An 18,905-nucleotide genomic window follows, 5' to 3' on the forward strand; every position below is an offset into this window, starting at 1 on the left:
ATCATACCATATGATATGATCTTTATCATACTTCAGGGATATGTTGTATTTGAAATTACATGGTTTTTTAAAGCGAAAAACCGGTTTTTGAAGATACAATTCTTTTTAATTCATTAGTCGTTGTTGGATCTATCAAATTTAGCGCTTTCACAGCACATAACTCTTCAACCATTTTTCGTCCTGCAAGTGTATTTGTTGAAATCCCGGTTACAATATCTGGTGTAATATTAAAAGCTTTCATCAGTCCATAAACGGCGTAAGGGTCTGAAGCGCTTAGAATTATGCATTTTATTTGCTTTCTTATCGTATTAATTGCTATATCTCCATTATATGGTTCTAGAGGTGATGCTCCTATTTCGATAACTGCTACATCTGCTTTATGGGATTCGATTCTACTCATTAACTGTTTCAGTTTTTTTTTATATTTTTCTCTTGGATAAATTGAGGATGGCAATCCAACATCTACAAAGTCCACCACAGCATCGGCGCCCACATCTTTAAATGCCAGAATATCCTTATAACGTCCTGCTCCTGTGAGTTTAGCTCCTACTACTTTTAATCCTGCCAATTTAAACAGATTGGTTACAATACGGCCCGAAGTGGTCTTGCCTGCAGACATCGATGTACCAACAAAAAGAACGGTTGGAGTGGTAAATCGCATTTCATTTAAAGGCTCAACAAAGGTGTCCATTGTAAGTCTTTCTGCTCCCCTGAAGGCATGAGCAACATAAGCTACTTTCATCATATTAGGAATAAAAACCGACTTTGAAGTCATTTTTCCTAATAAGCCGGCACCTGTTAATACATCCATTTCAAGATCATCTTCAACCTTTTTCCAGGTTCCCGTGGCTTCTAATGTTGCAAACCGTTCGCCTAATGCTCCAACGATAGATTCACCTCCCATAACACCGCGCATTCTTCCGTTAGGAAGCTCGAGACTTAGAGTATTACTACCTGCATCCAGAATCTTACAAATTACATAGTCGCCAGTTTTCCATTGTTTTTTAGGTAACGCTTTTAATGTAAACCCTTTTTCCTGAAGATCAGAAATTCGGGTGAGAGATGTATATATAAATCGATGCTTCATTTTTTAGTTTTTAAAGGTTGTTCAAGAAGTAAAAGTGTAAGTAAGATTGTTCTTTCGACAATTTTATGATGAAAAATATATTCATGTGTAGCATGGGCTCCATCACCAGGGGTTCCCAATCCATCTAATGTAGCTGTAAACTGACTTGTCGTATTAGCATCAGAACCTCCTCCTGCAGTGGCTTGCTGCAAATCAATACCTAAAAGTTCTCCCTTACTTTTTGCTACTTTCCACAACTCTTGATTACGTATGGTTTTTTCCATAGGCGGTCTTTTAATGGCTCCTTCAACCTGTAATTCTACGTCTGGAAGATTTGGCTTTAGAGATTTAATTTTCTTGGTAATATATTCGCCATCATTTGCATTAAGTACTCTTACATCAACTATTGCTCTACTTTCTGGTGCTACAACATTAGGCGAAATACCTCCTTCGATCATTCCAACATTTACAGTGATTCCTCTTTCAAAATCGTTCATTGCATAGAGTTTTTGCACCTGATGTGATAGTTCTACAATGGCGTTAATTCCCTTCTTGGGATCTAAGCCTGCGTGTGCCGCTTTTCCTTTAACCGTAATTATAAACCGACCTATACCCTTTCTGGCTGTTTTTATCTTTCCTTCCAAGCCAAGAGGTGGTTCTAAAACATAAGCCCTAATAGAGATCTTGGCTAGTCTTTTGATAGCATTAGTCGATTCTCTGCTCCCGATCTCTTCGTCAGAATTAATTAAAACAACAGGATTCACAGGCAAAGGTAACCCCAACTCTTTAATTGCACGCAATGCAAAAATTATTTGAGTGAGGCCTATTTTCATGTCATAGACTCCAGGACCTCTAATTTCATTATTCTTATTGACTATGGGCATTTCTTTTATTGTATCCAAAGGCCATACCGTATCACAGTGCCCAACTAAAAGCTGTAAGGGAAATTGTTTATCTCTCTTTTTGGGACGTGCATATAGATATCCGCCTGTTTTTTTTCCTGGAACATGTAGCGTATTATATGCAATCTCTTCAAACTCTTTTTTAAGGAAATCAATGATTTGATGTTGTGATTTAATAGAAGTGGAAGGTGATTCAATTGTTACCAATTTTTTCAAGAAAATCAACATTTCCTCTTCACTTGTAGTAAGATAACCTCGTATAATATCAACTATGTCTTTATTATTTTTCATCGCGAGAAATCTTTTGGAAAAGGAAAATTGAATGTTTCAGAAATTCTGGCAAAACGTCCATCGGCAACATAAGCTAATAATGGATGTTTATTTAGTTGTTCTTGTTCATCTTTTTCAGAAACTTTTAAATAGTTTGGGTGCACTGATGCTGCACTAATTTTACCAGTTATGATGCTGTTCTCCTCAAATCCATCAATAATTTTAAACAACTTACACTCCAGATGCAGGTAAGAATCAACAACTAATAGTGCGTCTATTACACTCGCTTTTATAGTAGGTAATGCAGAAACTATCTGATCTGATTTTGAAATACCTTTGGTTCTTGGTGAAGCACTGAGTGAAGCCAGCAATACCTGGCTAGGCAGTGGAAAACTTACCGAAAATTCTTTATGCTTTAAAATATTTTGATAGGTACCATGTCTTGGCGTACAAACAAAGCCAAAGTAATTATCAAAACCAACAGGCATTGCTAAATGTTTTGGGGCCATATCATATCCATTATCTTCTTTAGTTCCAATAATAATCAAAGGAGCTACCGTAAAAAAGTGACTCCAAATGGGATAAGACGTATTTAATGTAATGAAATCCTTTTGCATGTTCATATCCTTGATCTTGTAGGTGATCAAGGTACAAAAGGCGATTAGTTAAGAAACTGATTTTTATCATCTTATTCCCCTTAAAAAACCAAAGTCAAATGACCAATATCATATTTTAATACTCATGTTATTAATACATTGAGTACCACAACCAAAACCTTAAAAACATGAAAACTATTATACTGTTATTTGCTTTACTGTTACCCATTTTCTCAATTGCCCAGTTTGAAGCTCAAGAAGAAGTTACTGTATCAAATGAACAGGATGACGATATATATCTTACTGGTGAAAATGTAAAAATAAATGCTAAAGTAAATGGAGATTTGGTCACTGCAGGTGCAAGTATTACTTCAAAAGATTCTATAAGTCAGGATTTAATAGCTGCAGGAGGTGAAATAGTAATCCAGGGATATGTGGGAGACGATATTCGTACTGCTGGCGGAAGCTTAACTATCGATGGTGATGTGGGTGATGATCTGGTAGCAGCTGGAGGTGAAATTATGATATCAGAAGAGACTACAGTACAGGGTAATCTCATTGCTTGCTCTGGTAAATTAGACATCGATGGTGAAATAAAAGGATTGGCCAAAGTATGTGGTGGTGAAATCACATTGAATGGTATAATAGCTAAGGAAGCAACATTTTATGGAGGAACGGTCATTATAAATGGAGAAGTGCGAGGCCCATCTAAAATAGTTGCAGAAACCATCAAAATTGGAGATAATGCAAAATTCTATGCCGATGTAGAATATTGGTCAGAAAATCGTGATGTAGACTTTAAAAACTCTCTTGTCAAAGCTTCTGCTAACTTCAATGAAGATCTTGCCAGAAAGGAAAAGAAACTTTCCTGGGGATTTTTTGGTGCCGCTGCCTTAGGTTTTTGGATATTCTATATTCTTTCTGCCTTTTTAATTATTCTACTCTTTAATGCATTATTTAAAAATTGGTTTTCAAAAGCTGTTGGCAACTTAGATAAGGATCTTTTTAAAAGTTTGGGAAATGGGGTAGCCTATCTTATAGGAGTACCACTATTGATTGTGGTTACCTTTATAATTGTTATCGGGATCCCGGTTGGGTTATTTCTAACCACCCTTTATCTATTCAGTTTATTATTTGGTCATTTGGTAGCGGCATTGCTTATATCTCATTACCTAAATAACAAGAATGAGAAATCCTGGAATTTCTGGACTATTATTTTCTTAGCACTTGCCATTGCTATAATTATACGCTTGGTAACCTTTGTACCCTTCCTTGGTGGGATCATTTCTTTCCTTATTCTTGCAGTAGGTTATGGTGCATTAGTTATTACCTTATTGCGGTATAAAGCTTCATTAAAATTGAGTACTTAAAATAAAAAATATGATCCTACAAGATAAACATAAACCGATTTCAATTAAGATTGGTGATGTTGTTTTACAAGGTAACCTCACCATTCCTGAAAACCCGTTGGGAATTATAATTTTCTCACATGGGAGTGGAAGTAGCAGACTAAGCCCAAGAAATAATTATGTTGCTAAAGTATTGCAAGAAAAAGGATTGGCAACCTTGTTATTTGATCTGTTAACAGAACAGGAAGACACCATTTATGAAAATCGATTTGACATAGATTTATTAACCAAAAGATTAATCGCCGTAACTAATTGGGTTAAGAATTATACCGATACAAAAGGTTTAAAAATGATGTATTTTGGCGCAAGTACGGGTGCTGCCTCTGCATTAAGAGCTGCTGCTTCTTTAGGCAGTGATATTAGCGCTGTTATCTCGAGAGGAGGCAGACCAGATCTTGCTATGAAAGAACTAAATAAAGTAACCGCTCCTACTTTATTGATTGTAGGAGGTCGAGACGATATCGTTATTCAATTAAATCAAAAAGCATATCAAAAATTACAATGTGATCGTGAGCTAAAGATTATTTCGGGAGCCTCACATCTTTTTGAAGAACCAGGAAAACTTGAAGAAGTCGCAAATATTTCTGCTCATTGGTTTATTAAGAAAATATCAGTAGAAGATGATTAATACTTTTAGAGATAGAATACAAGCAGGGTTGCAGTTAGCAAAAGAATTGCACTCCTACAAAGATAAGCCTGTGGTAGTTTTAGCCATCCCCCGTGGGGGCTTGCCTCTGGGTGCAGCTGTAGCAAGGGTATTAGAAGCACCTCTTGATGTTGCACTTACCAAAAAAATTGGACATCCTTACAACAAAGAATATGCAATAGGAGCTGTAAGCCTTAACAGTAGAATATTGAGTGCTGCCCTTGAAGCTTCTGAAGAATATATCGAGGAGGAAACAAAACGAATACGAGAAGTGTTGATTCATCGTCAAAAGCAGTATTATAAAAATCTAAAACCTCAAAATTTAAAGGATAAAACGGTCATTATTGTAGATGATGGAATCGCAACGGGTAACACCATTCTTGCTACCATTGAGCTGATATATCAAAATCAACCTGCCAAAATTATAGTTGCTGTCCCTGTGGCACCAGCAACAGCTGTTGAAAAATTAAAAAGCTCTGCTCATGTAGATGAAGTAATTTGTTTACATACGCCCAATAATTTTAGGGCTGTTGGTCAGTTTTATGATGAGTTTAATACGGTAACCGATGAAGAAGCTATTCGAATACTGGAAGAATGTAATAAGGCTATCCTTTAACAACAGCCACAGGTTTTAATTTTGCGACTTTTTTAGCAATTCCAGATGCACTTACCGTTTCTACCACCATATTAACATCCTTGTACGCTATAGGAGCCTCTTCAGCAATCCCTCTAAATGAACCCGCCTCTACAAAAATACCTTTTTCTCTTAGGGCTTCCTTAAGTACAGGAGCATTTACTTGCCGTTTGGCTGCGGTCCTGGATAACCTCCTTCCTGCCCCGTGACAACATGAGCCAAAGGTAATATTCTCACTTGAGGCTCCTGCCAGGATATAAGAACAGGTTCCCATGCTACCCGGAATAATGACTGGTTGTCCGACGTCAGAATATCTATTAGGCAGTTCCTTGAAACCTGGCCCAAATGCCCTAGTAGCACCTTTTCGGTGTACAATTACCTTGCGATCTTTACCCTTAATCCTATGGGTTTCAATCTTAGCGATGTTATGGGCTACATCATACAACAATTTTAATGGCTTCTTTTCTTTTCTAAAAATGTTTCCCCAGGCAGTTCTGACTTCCCAAGAAATAACCTCTCTATTACACCAGGCAAAATTTGCCGCAGCACACATGGCTTTAAAATATTGCTGCCCTTCTTCAGAATTAAAGGGTACGCAAGCCAATTCTCTATCTGGTAGTTTAATATTATATTTTGGCATAGCATTGATCATCGTACGTATATAATCTGTAGCCACTTGATGACCTAATCCCCTGGAACCAGTGTGAATTAAAACAACCACCTGGCCTTTATACAATCCATACACCTTTGCTATTGCTTCATCATAAATTTCTTCTATGTAATCTACTTCAACAAAATGATTCCCAGAACCTATAGTACCTAATTGATCGGCACCTCTTTTTTTAGCCATATCAGAAACAAATGCAGAATCGGCATCATCTAACTTTCCATTGCTTTCGATATACTCCAAATCTTCTTGCAACCCATAACCCCTGGCAACGGCCCATTCTGCACCTTGGGTTAGCACTTTGTCTATTTCTTCGATCGAAAGTTTAATTTGTCCACCTTTTCCCATTCCCGATGGAATCTGATGATACATCTCTTTAGACAATACTTCCACCTTATCCTTGATCTGCTCTATCTGAAGCTCTGATACAAGCAATCGAACGCCACAATTTATATCATACCCAATACCACCAGGTGAAATTACACCATCGGGATATTGTGTAGCTGCAACCCCACCTATAGGAAAACCATATCCTTCATGTACATCGGGCATTACAAAAGATGCTACTTTAATCCCTGGTAAGGTTGCTACGTTAATAAGTTGATTAAGGGATCTATCCTTTAGGATATCATCCAACATATGCTCAAAAGCTAGTATTCTTGCTGGAACCAACATATCTTCTCTAAAAGATTTTGGCACCTCCCACAGATAGTCTTCTACCTTTTTTATATCCTTTTTTTGAACCTTTTTCATTTAAATATCAAAAACTATGTTTGTTTCCCATTTATCATTAGAATTCTTATAGATGTCTGCTTCGTGATAGGTGACCGCTTTGATCTCTTGATCAAAAGAATTGACAGGTGCTCCAAATATATCTGCAACAATATTACTTTCTGAAAACTCTATAAATTGAATCCTGCAATAAATTACTTTTTCTGTACAAGAAAGCGATAAGATGTCAGAGAGGAAATCAACTAATAAATTTGTATAATCTAACGAATGTGTTTCAATTCGAGTTCTACAATAAAACCTGTGAATTTGGTCACAAAATCCTTTTTGCAAAATATTGTTCATCCCTTTTAGTCCAGTCAAAAACAAATCCTGCATAGATAAATCTTCTATTTTCATCCTAATGTCTGCGGTATGTGGAAGATATTCAATTTTCATACGTTTAAATATTTTTAATTAATTGAAAATAAATGAATTAAAAAATTTAGAACGAATGTAAGCACTCCACTTTGTTTCGTTCTCTCATTAAAAATTTTAAACATTTCCTTTTGTGAAATAATATCTAGAATTTATTAATGTTCGTTTCATCTGTTCTGGTTTTTTATTTTTTGATTGCTTTTACAACTACAAAAGAACCTTCTCCAAACCCTTCTTTTGGCACTTGAATCTTTTTAATTTCATCTAGATCTCCAAACAAAGTCTGATTAAATTCTAAATCTCTGAATCCTATTTCCCGAATTAATTTCTGAATACGTTCTGTTGAATAAAAAATTGCATTCCTAAAGAAAGTACTTTGTTTCCGCTTTTGTTCATATTGTTTTGCAATGCTTTGATTTTTATCTAAAAAACCAACTATGATAGACCCTCCTGACTTTAAAACTCGATAAGCCTCTTGAAATGCATTTTTGATATTATCCAAATGACAAACTGTGACAAACAAAACAAAATCAAATTGCATATCACTGTAAGGAAGGTTTTCTGCCACTCCTTGCATAATTTCTATTTCTCTCTTCACTGCTTTTTTTGCCATTTCTGCAGAAGGTTCTATACCTTCCTTAATTCCCAGCGGTTGTGAAAATCTTCCTGTACCAAGACCTACTTCAATTCCTCTAATATTTTCTGGTAATTTCAAAAGCTGCTCTCGTATAGCTGCAACTTCAGACATATATACTTCGTGATAGGTTTCATACCAAGCTTCATATGCCTCAACATTCTTGTTAAATATTTCTGTTTGTATCATGATTATCAATAATTAATTTACAAGTTTATTCTTATGTATCAAATGAAATGTCAGTGATAACAATCCATTAAAGGGTATGTTTGATCTATAACCTTCAAAAGAGATATTGTCTAATTATGTAAGGATTATAAATAAGCTTTAATATATTGTAAATTAGTTGTTTAAAATATGACAATGGTCAAGCTTCAACATAATCATACATTTGTTTTGCTTTTTTATTACTTTTTGAAGCTATAGATTTGTAGTGTATTAGAAAGATACTTTTGAATATCTGGTATTTAAGTCACATGGTTATGCTAAAACATTATAATATCACCGTTAAAGGAAAAGTACAAGGGGTCTGGTACAGAAAAAGTACACAAGATAAAGCCCGCGAATTGGGTATTACAGGATTTGTAAAAAATCTTTCCAACAGCGATGTGTATATCGAAGCTGAAGGAAGTCAAAATCAACTTCAATCTTTAATAAAATGGTGTGCCATTGGACCAGAGTTTGCAAACGTTGATGACGTGATTTTTGAAGAATCACAGGTCAAAGCATACCAAGATTTTGAGATTTTGCATTGAGAATAGCTCTTAAAAACCTTTTACAATTCCAAAATGTTTTAATACCCGTAAAGCTCTCAAGGTATTCCAGCGACTTGGTTTACCTGCTTTTTCCATATCAAAATGAGTTTTTCCCGGATGTTTGGCCTGTACATTCCAGGTACCATCTGCATTTCTTTTCTTCAGTAATACATCAATAGCAGGTTGCATTCTTTGATCCCATTTTGTATTTGAGTATTGAAAATAATCCAAAGCACTAAGAATATCATACCGCCATCTTCTGGGATAACTTAGTTTAAGAAAGTCCTTATTAATAATTTTTCCTGTTCTATCAGAAATATAAAATTGATGTAGTAGTATAAACTCCTTCGACGATTGTATTGCTTTTTTAACTTCTGGTAATCTATAAGTATATTCGTTACGCTCATATTCGGTCATACCTTCCAATACCGAAAGTGTTGTATGTAGCGAACTGTGCTTGGCACCAGAACGATATAGTCTGCAATTAAATCCACCATCGAGCATCAACCCATTCAATAAATTATCAATTACTGACCTTAACTGTTCTTCACTAGCTTTAAAATAACTTGCATAATTCAAAAACATTCCATCGATACAGGCATCACTTTTTTTTGCATTCGGATATATTCCACCATCGTCAGCTTTACACTCTCTTAATATCTTATCAATAGATGCTTTTATGGGTAAATTACCTGGAGAGATACATAGATTGCGCAAATCCATTAACGTATAGTGTGTAGACGTCCATTTGGGTTGATAGAAAGACCTACCCCAATGTTCGCCACCTCTTCGTTTTGATAAAAATTTTGCCCCCCAGCCTTCTACTGCTATTTTTTCCTGAAGGTCCTTTTGCTCTTTTAAGAGTAAATCACGATTAACCTGATACTTAACTGAAACATCACCTTTAAGTAACCATTGTAAGGTTTCCTGATCATTCATCTTAATCTAAATATCGAATTCATAAGAAAGATCATTTACTTTAGTAATTCGTTTTGTATCTGTTCATACTCATCTTTGTCAATTTCACCTTTGGCATATCTCTTTTTAAGTATTTCAAGTGCTGTTTCTGAAGTTCTTCTTCTATAATGATAATCATCAAAGCGACGCCATGACCCTCCAAAACTCCTTCGACTTAAAAAGAGAAAAAAGAAAAGTATCATTACAAAACCCATGATGATCGGGAAAGTATACCAACCATCCCAATGCATACTCCCTTGATGCAGATTAATAAGATTCATAAACTTTCGTGTTTTGGTTATTGTATTAAAGGTAGCAAGACTTCACTAGAAAAATTATGACTTACGTCATTAATACCAAAACTTATTACTCTGATTTATATGACATTTCTCATTGTATTCTCCTGTAACAGATGGTATTTTTAAGACGATAATTCTTAAAACACACTGAAATGAAAAGTATACGCATTTTATTAATATGTTTGATTGTTTTTCCTTTTATAGGGGTATCACAAATCTTGAAAAACATAGATGAGGTAACTCCTTTTCATGAAGAATTGGCAGCAGTCAGAAAAGGGGATAAATGGGCATTTATCAATACTAAAGGGGATATTGTAATCGATTACCGAGAAGATTTGGTGAAATCCAAAACAAAGAACAAAACTACTAGCTATCCCTATTTCAGCGATGGCAGATGTTTGATTACACAAAAAATTAACGGTATTGTTTACTATGGTTATATGGATATCACTGGAGAAATTGTAATTAAACCAGAATATCTAAACGCTACCAATTTTGATAACGGGCACGCTATCGTTCTTAAAGTTTCTAAAGAAGAATTAGGAAGAAACGATCTTTTGGATAAAAAAGTAGTGTCTTATAGTTATGACGAAATAGTTATTGATCATTTGGGGGCTCAAAAAACCTTTTTAATAGGTCCTGTTCATTTGGTTTATAAGAAAGACAGACTTAGAAAACCACCAATGATACAGTCTTATTTTTTATCTCCGAACTTAGTCGCGTCTAAATCTAAAGATAGTGGATGGCAACTATATACATTGAATTCTTCTAATTAATCTTAAAAATTTTAAAAAATGAACAGGTTAAAAGATAAGGTTGCTGTTATAACTGGTGGTGGTCAAGGGATAGGAAAAGCGACTGCCAAATTATTTTTGGATCATGGAGCAAAAGTAATGCTAGTAGATATTGCAGAAAGTGAATTAAAAGCTACGATTCAAGAATTCAATACTGCTGATGCAGCCTATTGTGTCTCAGATGTTTCTAAATCACAAGACACAAAAGACTATGTATCACAAACCTTGTCTGCCTTTGGTAAAATTGATATCTTCTTTAATAATGCCGGAATTGTGGGTACAGTTACTCCAATTTTGGAGTATCCCGAAGATATTTTTGACAGGATCATGGCAGTAAACTTGAAAGGAGTTTGGCTGGGATGCCAATATGTAATTCCAAAAATGACTGATGGGGGCAGTGTTATCATTACCTCATCTGTAGCAGGCCTCAAAGGCTTTAAAGGTTTGGGTCCTTATGTAGCCAGCAAACATGGCGAATTAGGAATCATGCGTACTGCAGCTCTTGAGTTTGCTGACCGTAATATTAGAGTGAATTCTGTACATCCCGGACCTGTTCATACTCGTATGATGCGATCTATTGAAAAAGATATTTCTCCTGATAATCCAAAGGAAGCTCAAGAGGGGTTTGAAACTATAATTCCCTTTGTGCGATATGCAGATCCAAAAGAAATTGCAGAACTGGTATTATTTCTAGCATCTGATGAAAGTAAATATATCACAGGAACAACACAGGTAATCGATGGAGGAATGATTGTAGCTTAATATGTTAAAAAATAAAACTAAAAATTATGGAACCTAAAGAAATAGAAATAAACACAATGCCCAGAATTGGTGATGATGCCCCAGATTTTGAAGCGTTAACTACACAAGGTAAAATGAAATTCTCTGAGTTTGCTGAAGGGAAATGGATCGTATTATTCTCTCACCCTGCTGATTTTACTCCGGTGTGCACAACAGAGCTTAGTGGTTTTGCAGAGAGAAAACAAGAGTTTGAAGCACTTAACACGAAGTTAATAGGATTAAGTATTGATAGTATTCATTCTCACTTAGCCTGGGTAAACAATGTACGTGAAAAAACAGGAGTCTACCTTGACTTTCCGATCATTGCCGATCTGGATATGAAGGTTGCCAAATTATATGGTATGTTGCAACCCAACGAGAGTGAAACAGCAGCTGTAAGAGCCGTATTCTTTATCGATCCCTATCTCAAAATCCGTCTTATTATGTATTACCCTCTTAACGTTGGACGTAATATGAATGAGATTTTGAGAGTGCTAGAAGGACTTCAGGTATCAGACAAGCATAAAGTTGCCTTGCCATTAAACTGGAAAAAAGGAGATAAAGTGATCGTGCCACCACCAAAAACCCTTGAAGAAATGGAAGATAGAATACAGGATACCTCTTGTGAAAAAGTAGATTTTTATCTGGCAAGAAAGGAGTTAAATTTAAATTGATGAAAAGATTCATAATCCTTAAACTATTAATTATTCCTATGGGTATATTACTCATAGGAAGTTGTGGTCCCGTAGTTATTTCTTCTAGACCCGATGCACCTCCTCCGGTATGGTTTTATCCTAATAGAGTCGAGGTAGTACGATATATCTATTTTCCGGAGTATCAGATTTATTATGATATCCATCTAAGAAATTATACATATTTCGACAATGGAGTATGGCTTACAGTAATGGTTTTACCTCCTCGTTTTAATGATATCAATTTAAGGAGGTCCAGATATGTTCGTATTCGTAATTATCGCGGGGATAACATACGCAGTTATCATAGCACCAATCGATATAATAGCCGTAGCAGATATGATAGCAGAAGTAGATACGATAGAAATAATACTTCTAGAAGTAGAAGTACGAAAAGTAGGGCCACCGAAGGAAGCAGAGACAATAGTAGGAGTACGAGAAGTAGAACTACTCGAAGTAGAGATAGTTTGCAATAACAGGAAAATAACTCATTAATATTTTATATCCAGGGATATCATATTTGCTGACTCCACAAGCATTTTCATATCATTTAATCCAATATGAGCCGCGTAAAATTTTCTCTCTGCATTCAATTGTTTTATCGTGTCGTATAGAAGTTCGGGATTAGCGTTTGCCACTTTCTCTGCAGTATCATATCCCGCTTCATATAAAACATAAGCAAAGGTGTGATTTACCCATCGAATTCTACAAAGATCTGTCAATTTAGTAAGTCTTAAAATCTCTTGATCCCCAATTCCCGTTTGTTTGGAAAGTAGCGCTCTGTCATTTGGAGTTATTATTTTATCATACAAATGACGCGTATTTTTAATTCCAGTTTTTTCTAATGTTAATATTATGTCTTTTGAAGTTTCAGGGAAATCTTTAATCCTATTGGGTTTTGATTGATAGCCATTAATCATTCTTCGCAATACTGTAAGGTACTGTTCGGGCAGACCACTTTGTTTTGAAAATTCCTGAAGATCATCTTTTTGTTTAAGCGTTTCTTGTAACTGCCGGAGGTTATGAATCCCCTTTTTTTTAATGGTTTCAAGATTTATATCCATGTTTTCTTTTAAAATCTTCCAGCTAGGGATCAGATGGGTTGATCTTAAGATATTCCCATAATCCTCGATACTAATTTGTTCTAAATCTATATAATACCCCATAATTTCTTCTCTAATTGGTGTGATTAACTCAATTCCGTAAATAGCACTATATAATTATGACATGTCTCTTCTGTAAACTTCATCATATATGTATTTATGTTGTTTTTGCAAGATAGACGGCTTTTGTTTTATTACCAATGACTTTCATCAAAGTAATGTATTAGTAATCAAGCTCAATTAATAGAATAGAGAGCCTTCTATTCTGGAAATCATTTTTTAAAGCTGACTTTAGTCATTTAGATAAATATCTATTTTCAATATATTTAAACTTAGGGAAAACCATTCTATTCTATTTAACTTATAAAAATTTTTATGTAAAGAATCTTAGTACTCTTTACTATAAAAAAGTCTTTTAATAGTTGGTTCATCTCAAGTTCAACAACAAAATAAACCAGTAAAAAATGAAAACACTAAACAATTACCACATTCCAGAAGGAACGAGATATGCGTTATATCTTGTTGTACTCTTATCAGTTCTACTAGCTTTTATCTCTTGTGGAAGTGATGATGACGATGAAATTTCCTTAGTTGGTGCTAATATCTCTATAAGTGATATCTCAGGAAGTTGGACAGCCACAAGTGTGCTGATTGGAAACCTTACTCCTGATTCTCAACCTTTATCAGTGGATGTTATAGATGAAGGAGGGTCTGTTACCCTGACGGTCCAATCAAACGGGCGTTACACTCTTACAATTAAACGTCCAACCAGAGCTGATGATGTTTTTACAGGTCCGCTTGGTTTTGAAGGAGAATGGCTTGTTATTGGTTATGATAGTGATCCTGAAGAGTACAATTATTGGTTCATAGAACTTAGCACAAATGGTAATAATCTAACATTAAGAGGAGAATCAACCTATGATTTTAATGAAGATGATGTAGAAGATCCTGCCAGCTACAACTTAGAATTAGTAAGAAATTAAATGTAAAGAGGTGTTGTAATGAAATAAGTGTCTTCGTTACATTGCCAAATAGGCGTTGAGAAATTTAATAGAAGAATGAATATCTTCTTAAGTTTATATAATATTCTTTTTTGCCATTTTCTAAAATGTTTCTCCTAATATTTTGGCATATGATAATTTTACGTCTCTGCAAACAATATCATATAATTATAACCTCTTTCTTCAGCACATTTGGGGCAATATGCATAATGCACATAATACTTTTTTGCCTTTTTCTGCTGAATTTGAAGTTGGTGATCCATTTCTTTTATAAATATAGGTATGGCACGGTATGGACCATCAAAGACTTTGGTGATAAACTCTCCAGACAGATGTACATTATTGGCTTTTGGAACTTTTCCCTTTACAGAAAGATACATATCTGACCTAAAAGGATGCGGATCGTTAAATAGTAACAAAGTATCGGTTTTATCTTTTTCTAAACTATCTTGGTATTCTGCCAATTGCATAAGTTTTGTGATCTTTTTACCCAACATTTTGCGAAAAGGAATATGAAATATCGCAGGAACTGATGCCTTAATAAATGGTTTTTCATCCCAAACCAATGTTTTTTCATCCCATTTTTCTGCATTGAATAAAGGACAACATTCTTCCTTTAGTATTTCAGGTGCGGTTTTCATATCATTTCGTTTTTCAAATTATAGAATTCATGAGGTTAAACTCGCAACGACTTTCTTTAATTTATCTCTTACTTCTTCCGCAACGATAGTTAATTCTTCGTTACCAACAGCCATCATAGAGGCTGCAGGATCAACAGCAGATATCTCAACATTGCCTTTTTCTTTTTCCTGAATAATTACATTACAAGGTAACATAGTTCCGATTTTGTCTTCGGCTTGCAAAGCTTTATATGCAAATGGCGGATTACAGGCTCCAAGAATTTTATAATTATAAAAATCTACGTCTAATTTTCTTTTTAATGTAGCTTTCATATCTATCTCTGTTAACACCCCAAAACCTTCATTTTTAAGCTCATGAATTACTCTTTCTACAGCTTCATTAAATGCAACTCCTTTTAATATGGTAATAAAATAATAGTCCATGGTTCGATAAGTTATATTATTGTAACAGTTCTTCTTTGGCCGAATGAGATTTTAGAAGCTTTTGGTATACTTCCTCTTGCCTAAAAGTGTTTAAATCATCCTGAGTTACCTTATACATCGAATCTTTTTGCTCTTTGTATGTAGGCAGTTTCAAGATCTCAAATTCTATGATTGCTTGTGGTTCATATCTGACTAACTTTTTTAATTGCTTTGCAATCTTTTCCTTTTGTGTATCTCGCCCAGAACAAAGTGTGATGAACGAATAGCTTTTTAGAGATTCCTTATTGTTTTTGATGAAAGATTTCATAGGGTGGGCAATCAGGTAGTTCCAGATCGGAGCCATCAAAACAATACGATCATACTTTTTCCAGGAGATCTTGAGAGTATCAATCTTTGGAAAACGATTAAACAGCATATCCGTCATGATCCTAAACATCCCACGTTTTTTAGGTTCTGTAATCTGCAATACATCTGCCTCCAGATCCCTGCCCATGGCATTGGCTAATAATTCATTATTCCCCGTGAACGAAAAATAGACGATAAGTGTTTTCATTATTATTGTGTTTTTATGAGTAGCGTGTTAAAAACATAAATTAGTTAACCATCTCCACAAAAAAAATGATTTTGATCAGGTCAAGAATGACTTTCTCTGGCTAAAGAAATCAAGTTATGCCAGTTCTTCTGCTAACAACATGACCATAATCATATTATTACTAATTAGGGTAGCCTATTTTAGTTCTAGCTCAAAAACATTATAGCGAGAGTTAATTTCAACCTTAAAAATCAGATGTCATGAAAACATTAAAATTTAAAGATTTAAAAATCGCAATAGTACTATTAAGTTTTGTATTGCCTTCAACAATAAATGCGCAAATAGGAGGATGGAATCCTGAACTAGAAAACGAGGCGAAAGAAGCACTACAAGCAATGATCAAAAAAACACCTAAACTGAAGTCTTATCGCGATCAATCCTATGGATACGCTGTATTTCCCAAAGTGACCAAAGCTGCAATAACTATAGGTGGTGCTATTGGCAATGGTGTTGTGTATAAAAATAAGAAGGTTGTAGGGACTGCAAAATTGAAACAAGCATCATTTGGTTTGCAATTTGGAGGACAGCAATACAGTGAGGTGATCTTTTTCGAAAATCAGGAGTTTTTTGAACGTTTCACCAACGGAAAATTAAAGTTCGACGCTCAAGCCTCGGCTGTGGTCTTAAAAGAAGGAGCTTCAGTCGATGTTGCCTATCAGGAAGGCGTAGCTGTATTTACATCAACCAAAGGAGGAGTAATGGTTGAGGCTTCTATTGGTGGCCAACATTTCAAGTATACACCAAAAAAGTAATCCATGAATACTCAAAGACTAATGAAAAAATCAATTTTAGCTGGCATATTCGCCTTCGCAGCAATTTTTAGTGTAATAGCACAAAGCGAATCAGAAAATACGAAGCCAAAATTTGAGGTTAAAGTAATAACCAGTGTAGAGTCTATAGTTCCTATGGGTTTAGGTCGTTCTCGACTTATTTCAGCGAATGCGGAAAGAGATTATAGAGAATTCTCATCAGATCAAACTGAAGAAGATAATACTCGAAATAAATCAAAGCGAAAAGATATTCGTGTCAAAGACTTTGAAGAAACCAAATTACTTAATTTCTATAATGTAACAGGGATACGCTTTCAAAATATTGCCGCCAACGATGCGGTGATATCATCAAAGCTAACATCAATGTTGGCCAATGGCTGGGATTTAATATTTGTTACAAGCGCTGTAGAAAGTGATGCTGGCGAAACCGATGAACAAGGAATATTTATAACCCGATATATCTTTAAAAGGCGATTGTAAATAGATCACATACAAATAGCGAGAAAAAATTTTCCGATATCGCGGAGCTGTGATCTATGCAAGTACTATTTAAATATCCTTCAGATTAAATTGTATACCACTTACTTTAGTAACGCTTCTAGCTTTTTGGCTTTATCCTTAGCATACATAAGGGTAGTATCCATTTGATAACATTTTTTGAAATTATCTAAAGCCTTAAGCGAATCTCCTTTTATTAGCAACGCATCGGCATAACTATCATAAGTATTCGCCGAATTTGGATATTCCTCTATATTCAGTTTGAATATCTTCAACGCCTCATCCAAATGATCATTACCAAGGAATTGATAGCCTAAAGCGTTTATAGCCTTTTCAGAAATTTGGTAAGTGACCGTATCTAATTTCTTAGCGTGATAGTAGTTTATACCACTTTCAATATTTTCGGCCATGATCTTTTGAGCCATTTCTTTGTGTAATGCACGTTTTGGTAGCTCAACAGGTTTATTGTTAAGAATGTTAGCGGCTCCGTTTAGGATATCAAAGAAGTTATCGTTGTTATTATTGGTAAGCAGTACCAAACCGCTTTTGGTTTTTAGATCGTTTAATAAAAAGGTTCTAAAACCTACCCATGACCCAGAGTGAAATACTTCCTCTTTGCCGGGGTCTTTACTTAATTGCCAACCAAAACCATAATCTGTTTTTTCGCCATTATTCAACACCCCTGAGGTAAAGGCTTCGTCTAGATACTCTTTCGCAATGATCGTATGATTGGCCAGCGCCAGGTTCCATTTATAAAGATCCTCTAATGTAGAGTAGATACCGCCATCACCGCGCACATCATTTACCAAATGATAATCATCTGAGACCAAATCAACCTGATTAAGGGCAGTGTTATATCCAAAAACACGATTGGGCATATTACGATCTGGTGCTATTTGATACGAATACAGTACAGTATTTTTCATACCCACAGGATCAAAAATATTTTCTTTGAGAAACTCTCTAAAATGCTGACCCGATATCTTTTCTACGATTGAAGCTAATATCAGATAGCCAGTATTACTATATTCATACTTGTCACCGGGTTCAAAACGCAGTTTGGGATTACGTTGATACAACAGCTTCATAATCTTATTATTACCAATGGTCTCGGTTTCAGTGCTGTCTCGAGATTGCCAATGCTCGTGTACCATACGCTCATAATCCTCTAGACCTGAAACATGATTAAGCAAATGCCTAATCGTAATATTATCATACGGAAAATCGGGAAGAATGCTATTCACTTTCTGATCGTAGTCCAGCTTTTCAGCTTCTTTTAATTTCATAATAGACATGCCGGTAAACTGTTTGCTTACTGAAGCCAAACGAAATTGGGATTGTAAATCTAAACTCTCTGCCGAATCAATACTCTGCAATCCATTGGAGCTTTGATGTACAATTTGGCCATTCTTATACACCAGTAAATTACCTGTAGCGATTCCAAGAGTTTTAAACTCGTGTATTAGATCATCATAGGTAATGGTAAAAGTATCTTCAGTTTTCGTCTTACACGAAAATAAACATACTGAGAATAGACACGCCCAAGTGAGTAATTTGTATGAATTCATTGTTTTTCAATTGATTGAATTTATTTGTCTAATGTACATTTTATTAACGAATTATAGATCGC

Annotated in this window: 24 protein-coding genes; 11 read left to right on the plus strand and 13 right to left on the minus strand. The window is 35.1% G+C overall.

Going from position 1 to position 18,905, the window contains the following annotated elements:
- Nucleotides 1–67 precede the first annotated feature (67 nt).
- The 3 genes from ACFSJT_RS12060 to ACFSJT_RS12070 are packed head-to-tail and all read right to left on the minus strand — an operon-like array spanning nucleotide 68 to nucleotide 2,855.
- Nucleotides 68–1,087, minus strand: coding sequence for a hypothetical protein (locus ACFSJT_RS12060; protein ID WP_378320526.1), 1,020 nt, complete (start codon nucleotides 1,085–1,087; stop codon nucleotides 68–70).
- Nucleotides 1,084–2,259 carry a M20 family metallopeptidase gene (locus ACFSJT_RS12065; RefSeq protein WP_378320527.1) on the minus strand — a complete coding sequence of 392 codons (1,176 nt, stop codon included), beginning with the start codon at nucleotides 2,257–2,259 and terminating at the stop codon, nucleotides 1,084–1,086. Before ACFSJT_RS12065 ends, ACFSJT_RS12060 begins: the two co-directional genes overlap by 4 nt.
- Nucleotides 2,256–2,855, minus strand: coding sequence for a flavin reductase (locus ACFSJT_RS12070; RefSeq protein WP_378320529.1), 600 nt, complete (start codon nucleotides 2,853–2,855; stop codon nucleotides 2,256–2,258). The genes ACFSJT_RS12065 and ACFSJT_RS12070 overlap by 4 nt, the downstream gene beginning before the upstream one ends.
- 167 nt (nucleotides 2,856–3,022) lie before the next feature.
- On the opposite strand from ACFSJT_RS12070, the gene ACFSJT_RS12075 reads away from it, so the two are divergent.
- The 3 genes from ACFSJT_RS12075 to ACFSJT_RS12085 are packed head-to-tail and all read left to right on the plus strand — an operon-like array spanning nucleotide 3,023 to nucleotide 5,505.
- The gene (locus tag ACFSJT_RS12075; protein WP_378320530.1) at nucleotides 3,023–4,204 is read left to right on the plus strand and encodes a DUF8173 domain-containing protein; all 1,182 of its coding nucleotides are present in this window, start codon (nucleotides 3,023–3,025) and stop codon (nucleotides 4,202–4,204) included.
- 10 nt (nucleotides 4,205–4,214) lie between these two features.
- Nucleotides 4,215–4,871, plus strand: coding sequence for a dienelactone hydrolase family protein (locus ACFSJT_RS12080; protein WP_378320531.1), 657 nt, complete (start codon nucleotides 4,215–4,217; stop codon nucleotides 4,869–4,871).
- Nucleotides 4,864–5,505 carry a phosphoribosyltransferase gene (locus tag ACFSJT_RS12085; RefSeq protein ID WP_378320532.1) on the plus strand — a complete coding sequence of 214 codons (642 nt, stop codon included), beginning with the start codon at nucleotides 4,864–4,866 and terminating at the stop codon, nucleotides 5,503–5,505. The genes ACFSJT_RS12080 and ACFSJT_RS12085 overlap by 8 nt, the downstream gene beginning before the upstream one ends.
- Here the strand turns inward: ACFSJT_RS12085 and ACFSJT_RS12090 are convergent.
- From ACFSJT_RS12090 to ACFSJT_RS12100, 3 genes are all read right to left on the minus strand, one after another.
- A complete protein-coding gene (locus ACFSJT_RS12090) occupies nucleotides 5,495–6,943 on the minus strand; it encodes an RtcB family protein (RefSeq protein ID WP_378320533.1) in 1,449 nt (482 codons plus the stop codon). The genes ACFSJT_RS12085 and ACFSJT_RS12090 overlap by 11 nt on opposite strands.
- The gene (locus ACFSJT_RS12095; RefSeq protein WP_378320534.1) at nucleotides 6,944–7,357 is read right to left on the minus strand and encodes an archease; all 414 of its coding nucleotides are present in this window, start codon (nucleotides 7,355–7,357) and stop codon (nucleotides 6,944–6,946) included.
- 163 nt (nucleotides 7,358–7,520) lie between these two features.
- Complete coding sequence (locus ACFSJT_RS12100) at nucleotides 7,521–8,159, minus strand: class I SAM-dependent methyltransferase (RefSeq protein ID WP_378320535.1); 639 nt, start codon at nucleotides 8,157–8,159, stop codon at nucleotides 7,521–7,523.
- 293 nt (nucleotides 8,160–8,452) lie between these two features.
- Here ACFSJT_RS12100 and ACFSJT_RS12105 point away from each other — a divergent pair, with 293 nt between their 5' ends.
- Nucleotides 8,453–8,725 (plus strand): acylphosphatase, encoded by a 273-nt coding sequence (locus tag ACFSJT_RS12105; RefSeq protein ID WP_378320536.1) that lies wholly within the window; start codon nucleotides 8,453–8,455, stop codon nucleotides 8,723–8,725.
- A 9-nt stretch (nucleotides 8,726–8,734) separates the two neighbouring features.
- On the opposite strand, the gene ACFSJT_RS12110 is transcribed toward ACFSJT_RS12105, so the two are convergent.
- Nucleotides 8,735–9,664, minus strand: coding sequence for a hypothetical protein (locus ACFSJT_RS12110; RefSeq protein ID WP_378320537.1), 930 nt, complete (start codon nucleotides 9,662–9,664; stop codon nucleotides 8,735–8,737).
- A 35-nt stretch (nucleotides 9,665–9,699) separates the two neighbouring features.
- Nucleotides 9,700–9,963, minus strand: coding sequence for an SHOCT domain-containing protein (locus ACFSJT_RS12115; protein ID WP_378320539.1), 264 nt, complete (start codon nucleotides 9,961–9,963; stop codon nucleotides 9,700–9,702).
- 170 nt (nucleotides 9,964–10,133) lie between these two features.
- Here ACFSJT_RS12115 and ACFSJT_RS12120 point away from each other — a divergent pair, with 170 nt between their 5' ends.
- From ACFSJT_RS12120 to ACFSJT_RS12135, 4 genes are read left to right on the plus strand one after another with little or no spacing between them, the layout of a single operon-like run.
- Complete coding sequence (locus ACFSJT_RS12120) at nucleotides 10,134–10,757, plus strand: WG repeat-containing protein (protein WP_378320540.1); 624 nt, start codon at nucleotides 10,134–10,136, stop codon at nucleotides 10,755–10,757.
- 18 nt (nucleotides 10,758–10,775) lie between these two features.
- The gene (locus ACFSJT_RS12125) at nucleotides 10,776–11,537 is read left to right on the plus strand and encodes an SDR family NAD(P)-dependent oxidoreductase (protein WP_378320541.1); all 762 of its coding nucleotides are present in this window, start codon (nucleotides 10,776–10,778) and stop codon (nucleotides 11,535–11,537) included.
- 26 nt (nucleotides 11,538–11,563) lie between these two features.
- Nucleotides 11,564–12,229: a peroxiredoxin gene (locus ACFSJT_RS12130; RefSeq protein WP_378320542.1), complete on the plus strand. Its 666-nt coding sequence runs from the start codon at nucleotides 11,564–11,566 to the stop codon at nucleotides 12,227–12,229.
- Nucleotides 12,229–12,723: a hypothetical protein gene (locus ACFSJT_RS12135; protein ID WP_378320543.1), complete on the plus strand. Its 495-nt coding sequence runs from the start codon at nucleotides 12,229–12,231 to the stop codon at nucleotides 12,721–12,723. The genes ACFSJT_RS12130 and ACFSJT_RS12135 overlap by 1 nt, the downstream gene beginning before the upstream one ends.
- Nucleotides 12,724–12,738: 15 nt before the next feature.
- Here the strand turns inward: ACFSJT_RS12135 and ACFSJT_RS12140 are convergent, their stop codons facing one another.
- Nucleotides 12,739–13,413 carry a DUF4332 domain-containing protein gene (locus ACFSJT_RS12140; RefSeq protein ID WP_378320544.1) on the minus strand — a complete coding sequence of 225 codons (675 nt, stop codon included), beginning with the start codon at nucleotides 13,411–13,413 and terminating at the stop codon, nucleotides 12,739–12,741.
- 401 nt (nucleotides 13,414–13,814) lie between these two features.
- Here ACFSJT_RS12140 and ACFSJT_RS12145 point away from each other — a divergent pair, with 401 nt between their 5' ends.
- Nucleotides 13,815–14,333 carry a hypothetical protein gene (locus tag ACFSJT_RS12145; RefSeq protein WP_378320545.1) on the plus strand — a complete coding sequence of 173 codons (519 nt, stop codon included), beginning with the start codon at nucleotides 13,815–13,817 and terminating at the stop codon, nucleotides 14,331–14,333.
- 158 nt (nucleotides 14,334–14,491) lie between these two features.
- On the opposite strand, the gene ACFSJT_RS12150 is transcribed toward ACFSJT_RS12145, so the two are convergent.
- Genes ACFSJT_RS12150 through ACFSJT_RS12160 form a run of 3 tightly spaced genes read right to left on the minus strand, consistent with a single transcriptional unit; the run spans nucleotide 14,492 to nucleotide 15,968 of the window.
- A complete protein-coding gene (locus ACFSJT_RS12150; protein ID WP_378320546.1) occupies nucleotides 14,492–14,992 on the minus strand; it encodes a hydrolase in 501 nt (166 codons plus the stop codon).
- A gap of 27 nt (nucleotides 14,993–15,019) precedes the next feature.
- Nucleotides 15,020–15,415, minus strand: coding sequence for a DUF302 domain-containing protein (locus ACFSJT_RS12155; RefSeq protein ID WP_378320547.1), 396 nt, complete (start codon nucleotides 15,413–15,415; stop codon nucleotides 15,020–15,022).
- Between the two features lie 16 nt (nucleotides 15,416–15,431).
- Complete coding sequence (locus tag ACFSJT_RS12160; RefSeq protein WP_378320548.1) at nucleotides 15,432–15,968, minus strand: flavodoxin family protein; 537 nt, start codon at nucleotides 15,966–15,968, stop codon at nucleotides 15,432–15,434.
- Between the two features lie 239 nt (nucleotides 15,969–16,207).
- On the opposite strand from ACFSJT_RS12160, the gene ACFSJT_RS12165 reads away from it, so the two are divergent.
- Together ACFSJT_RS12165 and ACFSJT_RS12170 are read left to right on the plus strand one after the other, a co-directional pair.
- Complete coding sequence (locus ACFSJT_RS12165; protein WP_378320549.1) at nucleotides 16,208–16,759, plus strand: lipid-binding SYLF domain-containing protein; 552 nt, start codon at nucleotides 16,208–16,210, stop codon at nucleotides 16,757–16,759.
- Nucleotides 16,760–16,780: 21 nt separating this feature from the next.
- Nucleotides 16,781–17,257, plus strand: coding sequence for a hypothetical protein (locus ACFSJT_RS12170; RefSeq protein ID WP_378320707.1), 477 nt, complete (start codon nucleotides 16,781–16,783; stop codon nucleotides 17,255–17,257).
- Nucleotides 17,258–17,358: 101 nt separating this feature from the next.
- Here the strand turns inward: ACFSJT_RS12170 and ACFSJT_RS12175 are convergent, their stop codons facing one another.
- Nucleotides 17,359–18,843, minus strand: a complete 1,485-nt coding sequence (locus ACFSJT_RS12175; RefSeq protein ID WP_378320550.1) for a serine hydrolase — start codon at nucleotides 18,841–18,843, stop codon at nucleotides 17,359–17,361.
- Nucleotides 18,844–18,905: the final 62 nt, after the last annotated feature.

This window comes from Aquimarina celericrescens (assembly GCF_042682765.1).
GTDB classification, from domain to species: domain Bacteria; phylum Bacteroidota; class Bacteroidia; order Flavobacteriales; family Flavobacteriaceae; genus Aquimarina; species Aquimarina celericrescens.